General features: G+C 36.2%; 14 protein-coding genes. 6 read left to right on the top strand and 8 right to left on the bottom strand.

The window, feature by feature from the left end:
- Window positions 1-42 precede the first annotated feature (42 nt).
- The 3 genes from JKA74_RS11175 (at window position 43) to JKA74_RS11165 (ending at window position 2414) form a co-directional block, all read left to right on the top strand.
- A complete protein-coding gene (locus JKA74_RS11175; protein WP_201431276.1) occupies window positions 43-891 on the top strand; it encodes a BadF/BadG/BcrA/BcrD ATPase family protein in 849 nt (282 codons plus the stop codon).
- Window positions 888-1688 carry an N-acetylmuramic acid 6-phosphate etherase gene (gene murQ / locus JKA74_RS11170; RefSeq protein ID WP_201431275.1) on the top strand — a complete coding sequence of 267 codons (801 nt, stop codon included), beginning with the start codon at window positions 888-890 and terminating at the stop codon, window positions 1686-1688. Before JKA74_RS11175 ends, murQ begins: the two co-directional genes overlap by 4 nt.
- A 156-nt stretch (window positions 1689-1844) precedes the next feature.
- A complete protein-coding gene (locus tag JKA74_RS11165; RefSeq protein ID WP_201431274.1) occupies window positions 1845-2414 on the top strand; it encodes a hypothetical protein in 570 nt (189 codons plus the stop codon).
- 2 nt (window positions 2415-2416) lie between these two features.
- Here the strand turns inward: JKA74_RS11165 and JKA74_RS11160 are convergent, their stop codons facing one another.
- Window positions 2417-3043 carry a SprT family zinc-dependent metalloprotease gene (locus tag JKA74_RS11160; RefSeq protein ID WP_201431273.1) on the bottom strand — a complete coding sequence of 209 codons (627 nt, stop codon included), beginning with the start codon at window positions 3041-3043 and terminating at the stop codon, window positions 2417-2419.
- Between the two features lie 267 nt (window positions 3044-3310).
- Here JKA74_RS11160 and JKA74_RS11155 point away from each other — a divergent pair, with 267 nt between their 5' ends.
- Window positions 3311-4036, top strand: a complete 726-nt coding sequence (locus JKA74_RS11155; protein ID WP_201431272.1) for a 1-(5-phosphoribosyl)-5-[(5-phosphoribosylamino)methylideneamino]imidazole-4-carboxamide isomerase — start codon at window positions 3311-3313, stop codon at window positions 4034-4036.
- 168 nt (window positions 4037-4204) lie between these two features.
- Here JKA74_RS11155 and JKA74_RS11150 read toward each other — a convergent pair whose 3' ends face one another.
- The 5 genes from JKA74_RS11150 to JKA74_RS11130 all read right to left on the bottom strand — a co-directional run bounded on the left by JKA74_RS11150 (window position 4205) and on the right by JKA74_RS11130 (window position 12929).
- The gene (locus JKA74_RS11150; RefSeq protein ID WP_201431271.1) at window positions 4205-6112 is read right to left on the bottom strand and encodes a DUF3857 domain-containing protein; all 1908 of its coding nucleotides are present in this window, start codon (window positions 6110-6112) and stop codon (window positions 4205-4207) included.
- A gap of 34 nt (window positions 6113-6146) precedes the next feature.
- Window positions 6147-8075, bottom strand: a complete 1929-nt coding sequence (locus JKA74_RS11145; protein ID WP_236587712.1) for a DUF3857 domain-containing protein — start codon at window positions 8073-8075, stop codon at window positions 6147-6149.
- 156 nt (window positions 8076-8231) lie between these two features.
- The gene (gene secDF, locus JKA74_RS11140; RefSeq protein WP_201431269.1) at window positions 8232-11234 is read right to left on the bottom strand and encodes a protein translocase subunit SecDF; all 3003 of its coding nucleotides are present in this window, start codon (window positions 11232-11234) and stop codon (window positions 8232-8234) included.
- Between the two features lie 86 nt (window positions 11235-11320).
- The gene (locus JKA74_RS11135; protein WP_201431268.1) at window positions 11321-11680 is read right to left on the bottom strand and encodes a hypothetical protein; all 360 of its coding nucleotides are present in this window, start codon (window positions 11678-11680) and stop codon (window positions 11321-11323) included.
- 100 nt (window positions 11681-11780) lie between these two features.
- Complete coding sequence (locus JKA74_RS11130) at window positions 11781-12929, bottom strand: HAMP domain-containing sensor histidine kinase (protein ID WP_317193590.1); 1149 nt, start codon at window positions 12927-12929, stop codon at window positions 11781-11783.
- Window positions 12930-13179: 250 nt separating this feature from the next.
- On the opposite strand from JKA74_RS11130, the gene JKA74_RS11125 reads away from it, so the two are divergent.
- Window positions 13180-13842, top strand: coding sequence for a BON domain-containing protein (locus tag JKA74_RS11125; protein ID WP_201431266.1), 663 nt, complete (start codon window positions 13180-13182; stop codon window positions 13840-13842).
- Between the two features lie 36 nt (window positions 13843-13878).
- On the top strand, window positions 13879-16008 hold the full coding sequence (locus JKA74_RS11120; protein WP_201431265.1) for an acetate--CoA ligase family protein: 2130 nt from the start codon (window positions 13879-13881) through the stop codon (window positions 16006-16008).
- A 40-nt stretch (window positions 16009-16048) separates the two neighbouring features.
- Here JKA74_RS11120 and JKA74_RS11115 read toward each other — a convergent pair whose 3' ends face one another.
- Both JKA74_RS11115 and lpdA read right to left on the bottom strand, forming a co-directional pair.
- Window positions 16049-17083, bottom strand: coding sequence for an AI-2E family transporter (locus JKA74_RS11115; protein ID WP_201431264.1), 1035 nt, complete (start codon window positions 17081-17083; stop codon window positions 16049-16051).
- Window positions 17084-17281: 198 nt separating this feature from the next.
- Entirely contained in the window at window positions 17282-18697 is a 1416-nt protein-coding gene (gene lpdA / locus JKA74_RS11110) for a dihydrolipoyl dehydrogenase (RefSeq protein ID WP_201431263.1), read from the bottom strand.
- Window positions 18698-18701: the final 4 nt, after the last annotated feature.

Raw genomic sequence — 18701 nt, 5'->3', positions numbered from 1 at the left:
TAGTGATATTATATTTACAACTAAATAATTATAAAAGAAACTATGCAAATAATTGCAGAAAGCGGGGCCAGCAAAACAGATTGGAGATGGATTAAAAGGGATGGCGCAATAGGCCAGACCCAAACAAGTGGCATTAATGCCTATCACATTTCCAAAGACGACCTACTTAATTTTTTATCAGAAAATCTACACATTCCTAACGAAGAAGAAGTAACAAATGTTTACTACTATGGTGCCGGCTGCGGAAGCCAGGCTAACAAAGAAAAAATCAAAAGTGCACTTGAAAGCTTCTTCAATACCAATCAAATTGAAGTACAACATGATTTATTGGCAGCAGCAAGGTCAACTTGCCATGAGGAAGCCGGTATTATTTGTATCCTGGGAACGGGGGCAAATGCTTGTGTATACGATGGTAAACAAATTACTAAGGAAATGGTGTCTTTGGGATATGTGATGGGAGATGAAGGCAGTGGAGCTTATATAGGAAGAAAAATATTAAAGGCTTATTTGGAAAGAGAATTACCTGATAAGTTACATGAGAAATTTACTCTGACATATCCCGAGGTGACCATTGATGAAGTAAATAAAAGTATTTATGAGAAAGCCTACCCTAATAGATATTTGGCAGGATTTTTCAGATTTACTATTGAAAACCAAAAGGAAAAGTATATTTATCAGTTAATACGGGAGTCGTTTCAGGAATTTATTGAAAAATCTGTACTGAAATTTGATCAGCGAGCCAAACTACCTATCCATTTTGTAGGAGGAGTAGCTTTTCATGCCAATGGTATTATGCGACAGGTATTACAGGAAAACCAATTAATAACCGGTCGTTTCCTTGAAAGCCCAATAGCAGGACTAACATTATATCACCAAAATATTTCATCATGAACCTTACAGAATCAGATTCAAACCATAACGATTTAGAAAATCTCTCCATCAATGAAATCCTGCAGGGAATCAACCGGGAAGATCAAAGTGTTGCAATGGCAGTAAAAAAGGCTCTTCCACAGATTACTTCTTTGCTTGAGAATTTAGTGCCTAAAATGCAATTAGGTGGCAGATTATTTTATATAGGCGCTGGAACCAGTGGCCGATTAGGAATTCTGGACGCTTCAGAATGCCCACCAACATTTGGCGTAGCACCCGATAAAATAATAGGAATTATTGCCGGAGGAGATACTGCCATCCGGAAAGCAGTAGAATTTGCAGAAGACAATACTGAGCAGGCATGGAAAGATTTGATGAATTACGACATCAATGAAAAAGATTTTGTCATCGGCATTGCCGCTTCCGGTAGAACACCTTATGTAATTGGCGGTATGGGCAAAGCACGTGAACACAACATTTCCACAGCCTGCATAACATGTAACCCGGGTTCAGAAATGGTGAATTCTGCCGATTTTCCAATAGAAGTAGCTGTTGGCCCTGAGTTTATTACAGGTAGTACAAGAATGAAATCAGGAACTGCACAAAAAATGGTGCTCAATATGATTTCCACCACTGCCATGATTCAACTGGGGCATATAAAAGGTAATAAAATGGTGGACATGCAACTCAGCAATGATAAATTGGTGGACAGGGGAACAAAAATGATCATGTCTGAACTAAATATAAGTTATGAAGCTGCAAAAAGACTTTTATTAAAGCATGGTTCTGTGAGAAAAGCCATTTCTGTCGAGAAATAAAATTATTGCTAACAAGGAAAACTTTTTCTCCAAAAATTTCATTTTGGTTGTTTAAAATAAAGAGAAAAGCAATTTCAAGAAGAAAGGATTTAAAAAGGCCAGAGAAGCAGGTAGCTAACTTTGGACTTTCTTTTCTTCAACCTTAAATATATAGTCATGCATCATATTGAACCCTACTACAACTGGCTAAAATATTATGATTCCTCTTCGGATTTACTCTCTCCCTTTCATGGAAAAGAATACAATTATGAATTATATACTGACACCATTTATGGTTATTATATAGATCCGGCATGGGACGCTATAGGCTCAGAAACACTTTACATTAAGATTCTTTTTGCTGATTACGAAAATGGATATGCGGTGATCGAAATGATTGGTGAGTGGAACGATACCCTGCACAATGACATCATGCATTTTAAAAGAAATATTATTGAACACATGATGCTACAAGGGCTGAATAAATTTATTTTGATAGGGGAAAATATCCTGAATTTCCATGGTTCCGATGATTGCTATTATGAAGAGTGGTTTGAGGAAGTAGAGGAAGGCTGGATAGTGGCTGTAAATTTCCGTGAATTTGTAACTGAAGAATGGCAAAATTTCAATATTGATTATTATATTAATTTTGGAGGGCAGTTTGACCATATGAACTGGCGCACACAAAAACCTCAGGATTTTTGTGCCAGAATTGATGCTGCGGTTACCAAAAGAATAGGTTTGTGAGATTAATCCGGGCAAGGTATAACCATAGCCATTTTATGTACTAAATAATTTCTTCCGGTTTTTACCTCAACGCATTTGATACGGGTTCGCCTTGGCTCCAGCTTTTGATAGATTTTTTGATCTAAAGTAAATTTCTCCCCTTCTGCCAAATGCATTAAACTCTTTTCTAAAGGGTTCTCAACTTTATCGTATAGCTTTAAAGCTTGTGCCAGTTTCATATCAGATAAAGAAGCTGCTTTTGGGTTGATCATATATTTGTCCAGTGCCAATAAAATATTGGCAGGAAATATTTCCGGTTTTTGAAATGGAAGCATCAATTCCCGGAAAGCCATTTTCCACTCTACTCCATGTGGCAAAACCTTGTTTTTATACTTCGCATATACCCTATGGTGTGCCACTTCATGTACAAAAGTGATAAGGAATGCATAGGGGTTGAGGTTCTCGTTTACTGTAATCATAGCCAAATCCTCAGAAGGTTTTTTCCTGAAATCTCCTAATTTTGTCGCCCTGGCTTTGGAAACTACAAAGCGAAAAGGTTTTTCTCTCCAAAGTTGAAAGGCTTCCTTTGCAGAATTCTCCGGCACAAATCGTTGTATTCTGTTATAAATATTCTGCTCGTATAAGTCCATTCAATCAGCTTGAAAAATCTAAACGTAAAAATGAATAAATTCCGGGTGATTTAAAATTATTAGACAAGTCGAAATATTTCATTTCAAATCCACTCGGAAATTTTGTAACTTCCAGTTTTAAATTGTAGTTTCATTGCCCTTATAAAAATTCCAAAAAACCAAGGCTCTAAAGCATTTTAAAGGACTTACTCTTGATTCGGGTTTTTTAATGGGGATTGAATAAAAATACAACCATTTGTGTTTCCAAACCAATAAAACTTAACCGACATGATTCAAATAATACCCTCAATAGCTATTAAAGACGGAAAAATAATCCGTGTAGAAGGTGCTAACATAGATAAAGCAAAAATTTATAATGACTCTCCTATTGATGTGGCCAGAAGACTGGAGGATCATGGAATAAAAGTGATTCACCTGGTAGATTTGGACGGGGCACACCGTGGGTCTCCTGTCAATTATCACATATTGGAAATGCTAAGTGGACATACTAACCTTGAATTGGATTTTACAGGTGGCATTCATACAGACGGTGACATCAGCAAAGCATATGAATATGGAGCTGATTATATTACCGCTGCCAGTATAGCAGTCGAAAGAAAGGAATTGTTTGCCTCATGGATAGTATCTTATGGCAGAGAGAAAATAACCCTTGGTGCAGATGCACTTAATGGAAAAATAGCCTACAATGGATGGATGCAAAATAGTGATATTGATATTTTGGAGCATATTGGCTATTTCTATGAGAGAGGTCTGAAATATGTAAAAACTACAGACATTAGCAAGGAAGGCTCATTGGCAGGGCCGGCCTTTGATTTATATGCTTCCATCTTAAAAGAATTTCCGGAAATATGTGTTTTAGCCAGTGGGGGCGTGCGCAACATTGATGATATCAGGCGGTTGAATGATATGGGTGTTTTTGCAGTTATATTTGGAAAAGCTTATTATGAAGGAAATATCAAATTAGAAGACTTGAAAGAGTTTTTGGTGAAATAATTTTTTAATTGTTTGAACGTTCCTATAAAACCCAATAATATCCCGGATAGAGGACAAGGTTTTGCTCGGAGTAGGCGCATGAATCAAGATGAATTTTATTGCAAACTCATTTTCACGAGAATCCTACTCTAATTTGTAATGCATAATTTTAATACAGGAAAAGTATACTTATTCTTCTTTTGATATCATCAATCTTTGGTTTTCCATTTGCTTAATGTTATCAAAGAATGCCCACAAATCCTCTATTTGATCAGCAGGATATTCTCCTGTGTTAGGCTTAAAGATTCTTTTGCAATTTATGCCATCATCTGTAGTAATATATTGCGTACTGAAAACACCAAATTGATTTTTAAATTCAGCATCCTCTAATTGGTTATTAATCTTATACCCTTTTGGCAATATGATATCCAGTTCATATTCCATGATGTAGTCATAAGGAAAATCTATATTGGTTTTTCGGTCAGGCTCTTTCTTGAATCTTCTGGTTTCATAATTTAACAAGCTTGGGTTCAGTAAATACTTATCCCCTACTTTTTTGGCCACATTTCTGGCAAACACTTTAGAATTAAATGCAACTTCCGGTAAATCCCCTTTTATTTCTGAGAATTCAAATTCTTTTATCTGTAAATCTGATAAAGGAATAAATCTTCTAACCCATTTATCCTGATTGTTATGATTCTCATTAGCATATCTATCGATACTATAATATTCCGTCCCCAATCCTAAATGATGTGAACTCACTTCAATATCAGCATTTCCGGACATATCCAAAGTTAAGGTGGCTTTCAGCTCCACTTTATTAGTACCGTCCCTAAAAGTGGGGGTTCTTATCAAATCCGCTTTTTCACCAGTCATCACCAAGGCATACCTATCACTAGTGAAGCTTCCTAAAAATCCTGCCGGAAGTTTCTGACTGGTGCATTCCAGCCAAACAGTATCGTTTTCTAAAGGAACAAATAAAATTACGTGATTAAATTTATTGGTGGGGAAGTCAGGATTTAAGCCCTGATTTTCCTCTCCCGCATAAATCCATGAATAGTAAGAATTAATTCCTATTGCTTCTAATAATGATTGGGTATAGAAAGTCAACCCTTTACAATCTCCGTATCCTGTATTATGTACAGTGCTGGCACTAAAAGGTTGAAACCCCCCAATACCTAATTGCACACTTACATAACGTGATCTGTTTTGCACGTATTGATAAACCGCCTTGACTTTCTCCTTTTCGCTCGCCAAGCCGTCAGTTAAACTTTTTATTTCATTCCTGGTTTCGGCTGACAGATCATTTAATCCTTTATTTAAACTATGCTGCCACCTTGCAAATCCATCCCAACTTGACATATCACCAGCATAGCCTTCAAAACTGAATTTCGTAGGACTAAGGATGATGGCGGGGGTAATTGCTAAAATCCCTTTACTAAAGATTTCAGGTTTTTCAGCATTTACATTGGTGAATTCCCAATGCAAATAGGTGATATCTTTTTCCACTGTTTTCACAGGTTCAATTGTGGTGTTTTTTAAGTTATATCTGGGCGAAGTATCTTCCGTATAACTAATAGTATATACTGATTTTTCAACAGCAACATGAAAGCCGGGAATTACATACCAATCAGGAATGGTGTATAAGTATTTAAATTGTAATTCATATTCAATTTCGATCGTATAAGGATAATCCTTTTGCTTTAGATCTGCATATAAAACCCTATTGTCCTCATATAAACTTGAACCTGATATATTGCTGTAATCTTCAAAATCATTTTTCTTCCATTTGTTGATTTGATTGCCTTTCTCGTCAAAAGCAACAGCATTTAATGATTTAACTTTGATTAATTTATCATAACCCACCACCACTTCTGCAAAATGATCCGCCTTTTTATTCAAGATAGTAATGATCTGTTTAACTCTATAAGTAGCCTTGTCGACAGCCTGTATTTCAAAAACCCCCTCATCTAAACGAAAAACTGCATGTGCATCTTTTTTAAGATCAGCCGGGATTTTTCTTGAATCATAAATGTCCTCATTTGCAAAAGATGGGAGACTTAATGTAAGCAAGACAAAATAAATCGTTAATTTCATATAAAGTAGCCTTATAGTAATAACATTCAATTAATTAGAAATTCTTCTTTTTAATAATGATTTCTTCAGATTGTTTTTCGATAACCTGGGCATAGAACTCCTTCAAATACACATATTCCTCTCTCCCAAAATGTGTTTTGTTTATTGAAAAAACAGAATTGATTAGTATTTCATCATTCATCTGTTGGCAACTGAATAAAAAGCGCCCTCCATTCCCTGGCAAAGCAATAGCAATATTTTCAGGCAAGTCAGTAACTTCAAAGTCAGTGGGAAGTGCAATTTTATAGGTATGCCTATTATCCACAGGAGCATCAAATGTTACAGGAAATTTCCTTTCCTCTTTTTGAAATGGATTATCCTTAATCTTGTCCAGAAACGTAGGATTAAAAACTATCATACTGTCCATTAATGTAGCTGAATTGTCTATTTCGAAATCAAGCTTCTCCAGCAACTTTTCAGGATTTTCAGTTGAAACATTATGATCAATTATTGATAACTGGAAGTTCCTGTCCTGAAACTCCTCTTTATATTCATCCACATTATCATACTTTTTATGGAAGTTGAAATTACTATACCCTAAGTGCTGTAACTGAACATTACCAACCACAGACCCATCTTCATTAATTGAGAAATTGCTCATCCCATTGGTTTTTTTGGAGCTCCCATAGGTCAGGTCAATCCAGCCTGAATGTTTTGACGAAATAATTAAACCTTGATCATTCACTGTTTCAGGTCTTAAAATATTAAAAGGCAAATATTTTTCTGATGCATCAAGGATGTACTTCTGATCGTTGAGCTGAACCATGCAAACAGAATAATTGAAATTTCTAGGTGAAGGATAATTTCTATTCACATAACCATGCTTCTTAGTACTTAACCTGATGATGTGAGCTTCATAACCCGCATAATTGTACATTGCGGCTAATATCATATTGATGTCCTGCCTCCATCCTTTTCTCTCCTTATGAATTTTCCTTAAACTTGTGCTCATCATCTCATCATCCACTTCATATGCTGATTGCACAAATTCATAAATTTTACGGATATTATCTAAAGCAACAGCTTCTTTGGATATTAAACTCTCCACATCTTCCTTTAAGAATCCATTGGGTTTATAAATACCCTGATAATATTCTTCTTTTTCCATTTTTTCTATGAGCCTTCCATAAGAGGGTGGAATAATTTCCACTATTGATGAATTAGGAAATTTATAATCACTCAAATCAAATTTGATTTTCGAAATGTAATTCTCCTTTGATGAAATGAAAGGCTCCGATTCAAAAGCAGGAATGTTTTTAGATATGAAGGTCTTTTCAATAACATTGAAGGAAGTTCCCTTATAATACCCATGCTTCACTTCCTCAGAATAATCAGCCAAAGGAATAAAACCTGTCATCCGTTGCTTATAATTAAAAAAAGCCGGCATCTTAACTACATATTCAGAATATAAAACCGGAACTGAAGTTTGAAAATACCAGGTGTTAAGACTTGAAATTGTTCCATATTCCACAGTATATGTATATTCAATAATTGACCCGGGCTTAACATTGGCAATAGTGAATATTTCCTGTTCAATATCATCAGATACTTTTTCTTTGAAAATATCTTTTCTGCTTATTTCGTTTTTAATGATTTTTCCACTTTCTAAATTATAAGAACACGCTTTAACCCCTCTTGATTTTGATCCTTTACTGTGAGGTATCTTGATATTTGCCCGGTCTAATTCAGAGTTTTTCAGTATTAATATCCGCAGATGGTTCGTCATTGTAGGGCTAAAGTTGTGGTTATAGGTTGTTAATCCTTTATCCAGTAATATTACTGCCCCGGCAGTGGTATCAGCTATAGTGGAAGGAAACTCAAAGTCTGTAAAGGTCACATCTCCATATTCTCTACTTTCCTGAGCAAATAGGGGTGCACATAAAAAATAAAAGATTAGCGACAAGGTAAGTCGTTTAAATGTCATGATAGGGGCGAAATTTTAATGAAATAAATACAAATAAAGCAATAAAAAATACCACTTAAAAAATTAATGCAAAAAAAGGCCGTTGCAACATATTTTTGCAACGGCCTTTCTAAAATATTTACTCCCCCTATTTACAGAGGTAATATATAATGCTTATTAAGCTTCCACTCTTTTCTTTTTCCTTTTAGCCAAGTCCAATACAATTGGCGTAGCAATAAATATGGAAGAATAAGTACCCACTAAAATACCTACCAATAAAGCAAAGGAGAATCCTCTTAAAACTTCCCCACCAAAAAGGAATAACACAAATACAACCACTAATGTAGTCATGGATGTCATAATTGTTCTACTAATGGTATCATTGATGGCCGTATTAAAAGTTTCTTCACTAGAAGCTTTGGAAGTAATACCCAAAGTTTCCCTTATCCTATCAAAAACAACCACTGTATCGTTAATGGAATAACCGATAACTGTTAAGATAGCTGCGATGAATACCTGGTCTATCTCAAATACAAATCCAAATGATTTGGCAATGGCAAATGCAGACAACACAATCAATGTATCGTGAAACAAGGCTACAACTGCTCCCAAACCAAACTGCCATCTTCTAAACCTTATTAAAATATAAAGAAAAATAGCAATCAAAGAGAAAATAACGGATTCTTGTGAGGCATTTTTTATATCATCGGCAATAGTAGCCCCTACTTTAGAAGACCCACTAATTGAGAAAATATTTTCCCCCATTCCTGACTCATTCTTAGCATAAGTCATTCCTGTAGTTGCTGTAATGCCCTCAATTAATTTGTCCCGAACAATATTATCTGCTTCAGTAGATTCCTCTTCTACCAGATAAGAAGTAGTCACTTTAAGGATATTATTGGCTCCGTATGTTTTAACTTCAGTACCTTTATTCTCAAAGGTTTGTTCCAACGCCAGTTTCAATTCAGTAGGCTGCACTTTTTCAGAAAAGCGCACCACATAAGATCTACCACCTGTGAAATCAACCCCTAAATTCAATCCATTGATACTGATCAACGTCAAACCTATTGCAATAACAATTCCGGACCCGATGTAAGCCATCTTCCTTTTTGTCATAAAGTTGATTGATAAGTTATTAAACAGATTCTTGGAAAATGGAGTGCTGAAGGAAATTTTACTATCCTCACCTTTTTTACTCATCCATGTAACAATCACACGGGTAATAAATACTGCTGAGAAAAATGAGCAGGCAATACCAATCATTAAAGTAATGGCAAAACCTTTTACCGGACCCTGACCTAACCAATATAAGATAGCTCCAATCAGGAAAGTAGTTACGTTAGCATCCACAATTGAGCTATAAGCTTTCTCGTAACCAGCTGAAATAGATTTCAATAAAGTATTGCCATTTCGTCTTTCCTCCCGGATACGTTCAAATATAAGCACGTTCGCATCAATGGACATACCAATGGTCAACACAATACCTGCAATACCTGGTAATGTTAATGCTGCATTCAACTGAGCTAAAATACCTAGTATAAAGAAGATGTTGAATACTAAAGCAATATTAGCCACAATACCACCTTTGGCATAATATGCTATCATGAAAATAACCACCATGCCTAGCCCTGCTACAATGGAAAGAATACCTTGCGCCTGAGCCTCTTTTCCTAAAGTTGGTCCTATGGTAGCTTCCTCTACTATTCTGGTAGGTGCGGGTAATGATCCTGCCTTTAAGATGTTCGCTAAATCCTTGGCTTCTTCCAAAGTGAAATTTCCCTGGATAATGGATTTCCCATTAGGGATTTCACTATTTACCACTGGAGCAGAGTACACATAATTATCCAAAACAATCGCTATCCTGTTATTAATATTTTCACGAGTGATTTTGGCCCATTTCCTTGCTCCTTCGGCATTCATACTCATATCAACCGCAGGTTGACCTACCTCATCAAAAGTTTGACGGGCATCATTAATTACCTCACCAGTTAACATCGCTTTATCACCTCTTAAGGTACGAACTACATACAGTTCCAATAGCTCCATACCATCATCAAGCTTATTGGCTTTCACATCCCATACAAGTCTTGTGTTTCTTGGAAACAAGCTTTTGATATCTTCTCTTTGGATAATTTGATTGATTTTGGAAGTGTCTGCAACATCATATACCAACCCATTACGGCTCTTGATCAAACTAAACAATGGAGATACGTCCTCACTGGCTTGCAAAGAATCCAGATTTGCATCTTCATCTGTAGACAAAGTATCACCTTCTGTTCCGAGAGTATCCTGGTCTGCAGAACGCTCATCCTGCAATAAATCAGCTAAATCTTCACTTTGTGGAGCATCTGTAGCTTCTTCGCCTTCACCCAAAGTTTCCTTTTGGGCTTTTTGTTCCTCAACTAAAATCTCATTAGCTTGAGTTAAAGCATCACTTACTTCATTGATCTCAATTACCTGTAAGAATTCCAACTTTGCAACACCTTGCAAAAGTTTTCTTACCCTTTCAGGATTATCAACACCCGGCAACTCTATTTGAATTCTACCGGTATTTTCCAGTCTTTGAATGTTAGGTTGTGAAGTACCAAACCTGTCAATACGAGTTCTTAAAATATTGAATGATCGATCCATAGCATCATCCACTTCTGATCTAATCACTCTTAAAACCTCGGAATCGTCTGTATCAAAACCTATTTTTCCACGGTTAGCGGCATTCGCAAATACTGTACTAAGTTTAGTATTTGGGGCTGTTTCATTAAAGGCTTCGTAAAATAAATTCACAAAGGACTCCTGACTGGTTTTCTGTCTTTCCTGAGCAAGCTCCAAAGCTGCAAGGAATTCAGGGTCTTCATTATTCCCACTTAATCCTTTGATGATATCCACCGGGGAAACTTCCAGCGTAACATGCATACCTCCCTGTAAATCCAAACCAAGGTTAAGCTCTAAGTCCTGAATCTCCTTGTACGTAAATTCTATTCCCAACAAATTATAAACAGGCTCATTGTAAACTGAATCCAAATAAAACTGTTTTTTGGAATAGTCAACATTACCCGCTTCATCTCTGGCATATTCAGTGGCATCTTCTTTAACACCGTTTGAAACAAATGTAAATGAAAGGTAATACACGCATAAAAGCGTTACAATTACCGTCATAAACACGATAAATCCTTTATTTTTCATAATAAATTAATTGTTAAAATTGTAGTAATATTTTTTATTGAGTAGCTACTTTGATGTAGCTATAAGGCAGTTTGAGGCAACTAAAATTAAGGGGCGTTAGGCGAAATAATTTGCCTGAAGAGTGTCTCAAAAAAATTATGAAACACTTTGTCACCTGAATGGGACTCTGAAAAATTGACTTTTTCTACTTTTGGAATCTCAATAAGTAAATCAAAAGAATGGAATAAATTAAACTGTAGTACCGGAAGCAGTACCTGGTATGACATAATCTGATATTCCGCTTGCTCCTGGCTAGCATCTTCTTTCTTTTCAGTCTTAGGATTAGAGTGACCATCCTCAGTTGAGGTCTGAGAAGTGTAGGGCTGCTGAAAAAACAATAAAAAGGCCACAAGAATACCTGACAACGCCATGGCTGTTTTCTTATTGGTCCTTATTTTGTTTGTCACTTTCATCATTTGAGTGTGCAAAAGTAATTAAAATTTACCAAATACAATATCTATTTTAAGAATGGATTGAATATGGTCTCAAAAGAATAGTACTTCTTATTTATTTTTTAAGGATAATCCTGAAAGTTGTGCCTTTATCAACAATTGATTCCTTCACACTTATTCTTCCATTATGATAGTTCTCTATAATACGTTTTGCTAAAGTGAGCCCTAAACCCCAACCTCTTTTTTTAGTAGAAAAACCCGGCTGAAATATCTCTTTTATTTTCCCTGAAGGTATGCCTTTACCTGTATCACTTATATCAAGCAAAACGTCTCCATACTTGCCCTCTTTAAGCATAATCGTGATTTTGCCCTCCCCGCTCATAGCATCAATTGCATTTTTGCAAAGATTCTCTATTACCCAATCAAAAAGGGGCTTATTAATTTCTGCAGTCAATAGATCATCTTTGCAATCAAAAAATATATCTACTTTTTTAGAAACCCGTTTCTGCAAATAAGACACTGTGGAGCTTATTACTTTTGAGATATTTTGCTCAGTTAATACAGGGACAGAACCAATACTTGAAAAGCGGGAAGTAATCAATTCAAGCTTGTCTATGTCTTTCTCCAATTCCTGTGTGACCTCCTTATCTTTCAGGTCATCATCAATTTTCATAATTTCCAGCCAAGCCATTAAAGAGGAAAGGGGAGTGCCCAACTGATGTGCGGTTTCTTTGGCTAAGCCTACCCAAACCTGGTTTTGTTCTGCTCTTCTGGAATAACTAAAAGCTACATAACCGAAAAAAACAAAGGCTGCAATAACCGATAGCTGTATGTAGGGATAGTATCTCAATCTATAAATCAAGTCAGAATTTCGATAATAGACATAGTACAAATCACGTGTCACCTCAGAATTGGAATCATAAAGTACAATGGGTTCATATTCCTGTTCCATTATTTTCAATTCCTTCTCAAAAATTGATTTAATTTGTTCATTACTATGTTTGCTACTATCCACCTTTATGTTCCTATACCCCGTAGGCATACCATCTGAATCTACAACAATGATAGGAATCGAATTATTTGGTGCTACAATTTCCTGATAAATAAAAATAAGGTTATCACTGTTATCTGGATTGATAGTGTATTCCAATGTCTTAGCATAGAGGTCAATATAACGCTCTTCTCTTTCCTTCAATTCTTCCACTATGCTGTTGGTATAAAATACCGAGGCAATACCTATAATCAGAGAAAATACTAATGCCACCCATTTAAGAGCAGATTTACTCTGATAAATTGAAGATGCACTCCCTAAAAAGGGATTTTCCGAAGGGTTGACCATTTTGTTACTTGAAGCTGAAATATACGAGTAGTTTCTAAAAACGAAAAATATATGAATTATTACATTTCGACCACAAATTAAAAAGTGAAGAAAAATTTACTTTAGTATTGAAACACCCTTGCCCTCAGAAACCGTTAATTCCTTTAATAAGTCGAACCTTTTAATTTAAAAAACTATGGCCGTTGTAAAAGAAACCAAAGAAAAAATGATAAGGGACCAGTTGGCTGAAGACAACAGAATTCTATCCTCTGATATTGAAATAAAAGTGTCTGGCTCCAAAGTTACTTTATCGGGAATGGTGCCTTCTTATTATGAAAAACTATCAGCCGAAGAAGATGCATTAGCCACACCAGGTGTATACGTTGTAGAAAATAACATAATGGTAACTTATCCTGAAGAAACCTATGTATTATCTGACAGTGAAATAAAATCCTCTATTGAAAATATGCTACAATGGGATCCCCGCATTGACTCCTCCAAAATTACTGTAACGGTCCAAAAAGGTGTAATCACAATGGAGGGTTCTGTTGATGCCTTTTGGAAAAGGAGAGTAGCTGAAAATACAGCTTTTAGCATTTCCGGAATAGTTGATGTAAACAATAAGTTGAACGTAGTGTGGACAAATGAACTAAAGGATGAAAAGATTGCAGAGAGTATACAAAACGCACTTAAAAAAAGTCCTCTTGTTAATTCCGCAGAGATTATTGTTGAAGTAAGAAATGGCATAGTAAACCTACGGGGACGTGTATCAAATCTCATTTCAAAAAGAGTAGCGGCTGATAAAGTTGCTTATGTGGAAGGCGTAAAAGGGATCAATAACCAACTAGTGGTTTTATAAAGGTTGGAATCTTTTTAACTCATAATCATCTTTTTGATGAATCATTCTATTGAAGCATTATTCAAACCTACAAACATAGCAATCATAGGAGCCTCTCGCAAACAAGAAAGCCCGGGAAGAAGTATACTGCGAAATTTGCTAAAAAGCGACTTTCATGGCCAGATTTTTCCTGTTAATCCTAAGGCAGAAGAGGTGATGGGGATCAGGTGCTACTCCTCTGTAAAGGATATAAAGGAAAAGATAGATCTTGCTTTTATTGCAATTCCTCGCGATGCTGTAGTGCTTGCAATGGAGGAGTGTGCACAAAGAGACATTCAGGCTGCAATAGTGATTTCTGCAGGTTTTAAAGAGGTAGATGAAGAAGGTGCGGAATTAGAAGACGAATTGACCTCTATTGCCAAAAAGCATGGCATGGCTGTACTAGGCCCAAACTGCCTTGGAGTAATAAATACTGATAGGGAAGTTAAATTAAACGGAACTTTCGCTCAACATAATTCTGCTGAAGGAAATATTTCTTTTATTAGCCAAAGTGGTGCTGTGGGAGTTTATGCACTGGAATTCGCTGCTCAGTCACAGGTAAGTTTTGCCAAATTTGCTTCTTTAGGTAATAAAGCTGTGAGTAATGAAAATGACTTGTTGGAAGCTTATATGGAAGATGAGCAAACTAAAGTGATTATTGCCTATCTGGAAGATTTTAAAAATGCCCCAAAATTCTTTGCCCTTGCTGAGAAACTGAGAAAACAAGTGCCGGGTAAGCCGCTGCTGGTTTTAAAATCAGGGGGAAGTGAGAGTGGCAAAAGAGCTGCTGCTTCTCATACAGGCGCTTTAACTGAAAGCGATGAAGTATTGGATCACCTTTTTGATCAGTATGGTATTATTCGTATGCCGAACCTGGAAAGCCTGTTGAATTCCGCCAAGGCATTTTCTACTGAACAAATACCTCGGGGTAACAGGTTGTGTATAATAACCAATGCGGGAGGACCCGGAATTATTACAACAGATGCTGCAGAAAAAGTCGGTTTAAAAGTTCCTCCTCTCTCAGAAGAGTTACAAAAAGAGTTATCAGCTGATATGCCTGCTACTGTAAGTTGTGATAATCCAATAGATTTAGTGGGAGATGCCGATGAAAGCCGTTATGAAAAAGCCTTAAAAATATTAATAGACTCACAGGAAATGGATATTCTGCTTTTGCTCTGCACTCCTCAGTTAATGACAGATATGGAGGAAATAGCCCGTACTATTGGCAAATATGCTGAAAAGGCAAAGCAAAGTGGCAAAATGATAGTGGCTGTTTTTGCTGATTTTGCTCCCGAATCAAAAGTGAAAGATATACTCATCGAAAAAAAAGTGCCTTATTACCAGTTTGGTAACCATGCGGTTGATGCTTGTGCGGCAGCGGTTAAATACCAAAAGATGAAAACAAAGCCAAAGGAAGAAAGCAAGCAGGATTTTCAGATTGATAAAACACAAACTGAAAAGCTAATTCGGAAAGGACAAAAACGGGAAAACAAATTTCTGACAGAGCCCGAAGCTTATAAAGTCTTTAGTGATTATGGCTTGAAAATAGCTGACTATGATGTAGCCAAAAATAAAGAAGAAGCGCAAAAATTAGCTGGATCAATTGGTTTCCCAATGGTAGCAAAAGTTGTTTCGGAGGATGTAATCCATAAAAGTGGAAATAATGGGGTTGTTACCCATATTAATAATGAGGAAGATCTAATGCAGGCTTATGACAACATTCATAAGGGTGTAAATAATATAAAACCAGAAGCCGACATAAAAGGAATATTGCTTCAGAAAATGCAAAAGGAAGGAGTCGAACTTATTATCGGTGCCAGATATAATGAAAATTATGGTCATTTACTCATGTTTGGTTTAGGCGGAATATTTGTTGAACTACTAAAAGATGTAAGCTTTCGCAGAGTGCCCTTAGATAAGCAGGAGGCTATGGATATGATAGAAGGAATCCGCACCAAAAAAATTCTTGAAGGAATGAGAGGAAGGCCTGCCATTGATAAAGAAGCACTGGCTGATTATTTACTTCGCCTTTCCCAGCTGGTAAAGGATTTTCCTCAAATAAAAGAAATAGATATCAATCCTGTTTTTGGATTGCAAAAAGGAGCGCTTATAGCAGATGCCCGTCTTATTATAAGGGATAGTGAGTAAGAATACTATAAAAGAGGATTCAATAGTAGCGAGCCTTTCATTATTTGGAATGCCCGAATAAGTAACCTAATGGCTTAAGTTTTGAATTGTGGCTGAAAATGATATTCATGGCAGCAAATATTGGCACAAACAAAATCATACCGGAAATACCCCAGAAAAAACCGCCTAATATAACAGCAATAATTTCTATCAATGGATTTAGCTTTACTTCATTTCCAATAATAACAGGTTCCAATATATAGCTTTCTATCAACTGAACTATCAATACAATTGCTGTAAATAAAATAATTGTATAAGTGCTGTCTAAATAAAAGACAGCAAAAAGTATTGGAAGTACCCCACTTATTAAAGGTCCTATATAAGGTATAACAGTAACTAAAGCACCAAAAACGGTTAATAAAATAGCAAAAGGGAGTCCGAAAATTAAAAATGTGATATAATAAAGGATAGCCAAAATCGACATCACCTTTACTCTTCCCAATAAATATTGATAGGATACTTTACTGATCTCTCTGACTATAAATTTAGTATTTCTTCTATTTTCTTCTTCCACAAACATCATAATGAACTTAGGAAATTTTTTTCTGTAAAGGAGAAGTAAAAAGAGATACACCAATATCAACAAGAAGTTACCTAATACACCCACCGTACCCCCTAAGAACCTAGTCAGGTGAAATTCAATTGTTTTTAGTATTTCGTCTGATCTATTTTCCATCATACTTTTCTGTTCTTCAAGGCTAACACCTGTTAAAGAAGTAATTTGATTCTGAGTAGCTTGAATAATTGAATTCATTTTCTCTCTGATAGCAGGCAGGTCATTCATTAATCCATCCATTTGAAAAGAGATTAGAAAAAAAACACCTCCTATCGCTATAAAAATAACGCAGGTACTTAAGAATGAAGATATGACCCTGTTGATTTTAACTTTTTCCATAAGGTTGGAAAAGGGTGTCATCAGCATGGCTAAAAATATGGCAAAAGCAAATGGGATTAGAAAGGACGCCCCTAAATATAATACAGTCAATATTAGAATTATAAAAAGAAGAAGGTTGTTGGTTTTTTTTAAAAAATCCATTCTACTTTAATCATCAATTCTATCCACCATAGCCATTTTAAACAGAGTCTAAAAAAGAGCATGATTGGCATTTTGCCTATTAATTATAGACGGCATGATTTTGAAAAAGATGCTGGATACAATCTAATTACTATTTATTAAACTTACTAGCTAAATCTTATCCCTCTTTTTAGAAGAAATTACTTTTATTAAACCAGTTTAAGAAGGAGAGTAATGAGTGGCTCCTCCCAGAAACATTTCAGCAGATTCCATAATGGTTTCAGAAAGAGTTGGGTGTGGGTGTATAGTTAAAGCCAGGTCCTCAGCAGTAGAAGCCATTTCTATGGCCAGAGCAATTTCTGCGATCAATTTTCCGGCTCCTTTCCCAGCCACAGCACCTCCTAATATTCGACCTGTTTCAGGATCAAATATCAATTTGGTCAATCCATTTGTTGCACCAATTGCCGTAGCCCTTCCTGAAGCTGACCAGGGATATTTCGCTACTTTAACCTCTCTGCCTCTTTCTTCGGCCTGTATTTCCGACAATCCACACCATGCCATTTCAGGATGGGTGAACACCACTCCCGGAATTGCTTTAGGTGCATAAGTTGCACCGCTTTCACCGGCAATTACTTCCGCTACAAGTCTTCCTTCATGTGTGGCTTTGTGAGCCAGTAAGGGATCTCCAGTCAAATCTCCAATTGCATAAACATTGCCAACACTTGTCCTTCGCTGATCATCTACCAGTAAATATCCATTCTCATCAGTTTTTACTCCAATCCCCTCTAAATTTAATTTATCTGAACTAGGCTTTCTTCCTACTGCCACTAAAACTTTATCATATTCCTTCTGTTGGTTTCCCTCACCGTTCTTAAAATTCACTACTGCTTTCCCATCTTTAACTGAAATTTCTTCCACTGTAGTCTCAAAATAAACTGCATCAAACAGCTCTTTATTCTCCTTTTTAAATACTTCAATTAAATCTGTATCTGTACCGGGTAGAAAATTTGAAGTCATTTCAGCTACTGACACTTTACAGTCCAAAGCTGCATATACACTTCCAAGCTCCAGACCAATATACCCTCCTCCTATCACCAGCATGCTTTCAGGAATTTGATTTCTTTCCAACAAATCAGTGGAATCTATAATAACATCATGGTCAATTTTAATATTAGGCAATTCCATAGGACTGGAGCCTGTAGCTAAAATAACGTTTTTAAAACCTAGGGTCAATTCTTCTCCATCATGTGTTGCTACAGTCAGCTTTTCTTCGGATTTAAACTTAGCTGTACCCCTAATATATTCAATGTTCCTGTTTTTGGTTAACTGACCTAAGCCTTTTGTTAGTTTGCTGACAACTTTATTTTTCCATTTAATCATTTTCCCCACATCAACATCTGGTTTATCATACGCCAAACCATATTCAGAAGCTCTTTCCGCTTCATGCATTGTATTGACCACATACAATAATGCTTTTGTAGGAATGCATCCGCGATAAAGGCAAACGCCTCCTGGATTTACTTCCGGATCAATTAATGTTACTTTCAATCCTAAATCAGCTGCCCTGAAAGCTGCTCCATATCCTCCGGGGCCAGCACCGATTATTACCAGTTCTTTTTTATCTTCTTTGGTCATAGTT

It is taken from the genome of Marivirga aurantiaca (genome assembly GCF_016679925.1).
In the GTDB taxonomy this organism is placed as follows: Bacteria; Bacteroidota; Bacteroidia; order Cytophagales; family Cyclobacteriaceae; genus Marivirga; species Marivirga aurantiaca.
The sequence above is the reverse complement of the archived record's forward strand: the minus strand, read 5'-3'. Positions and strand labels throughout refer to the sequence as shown.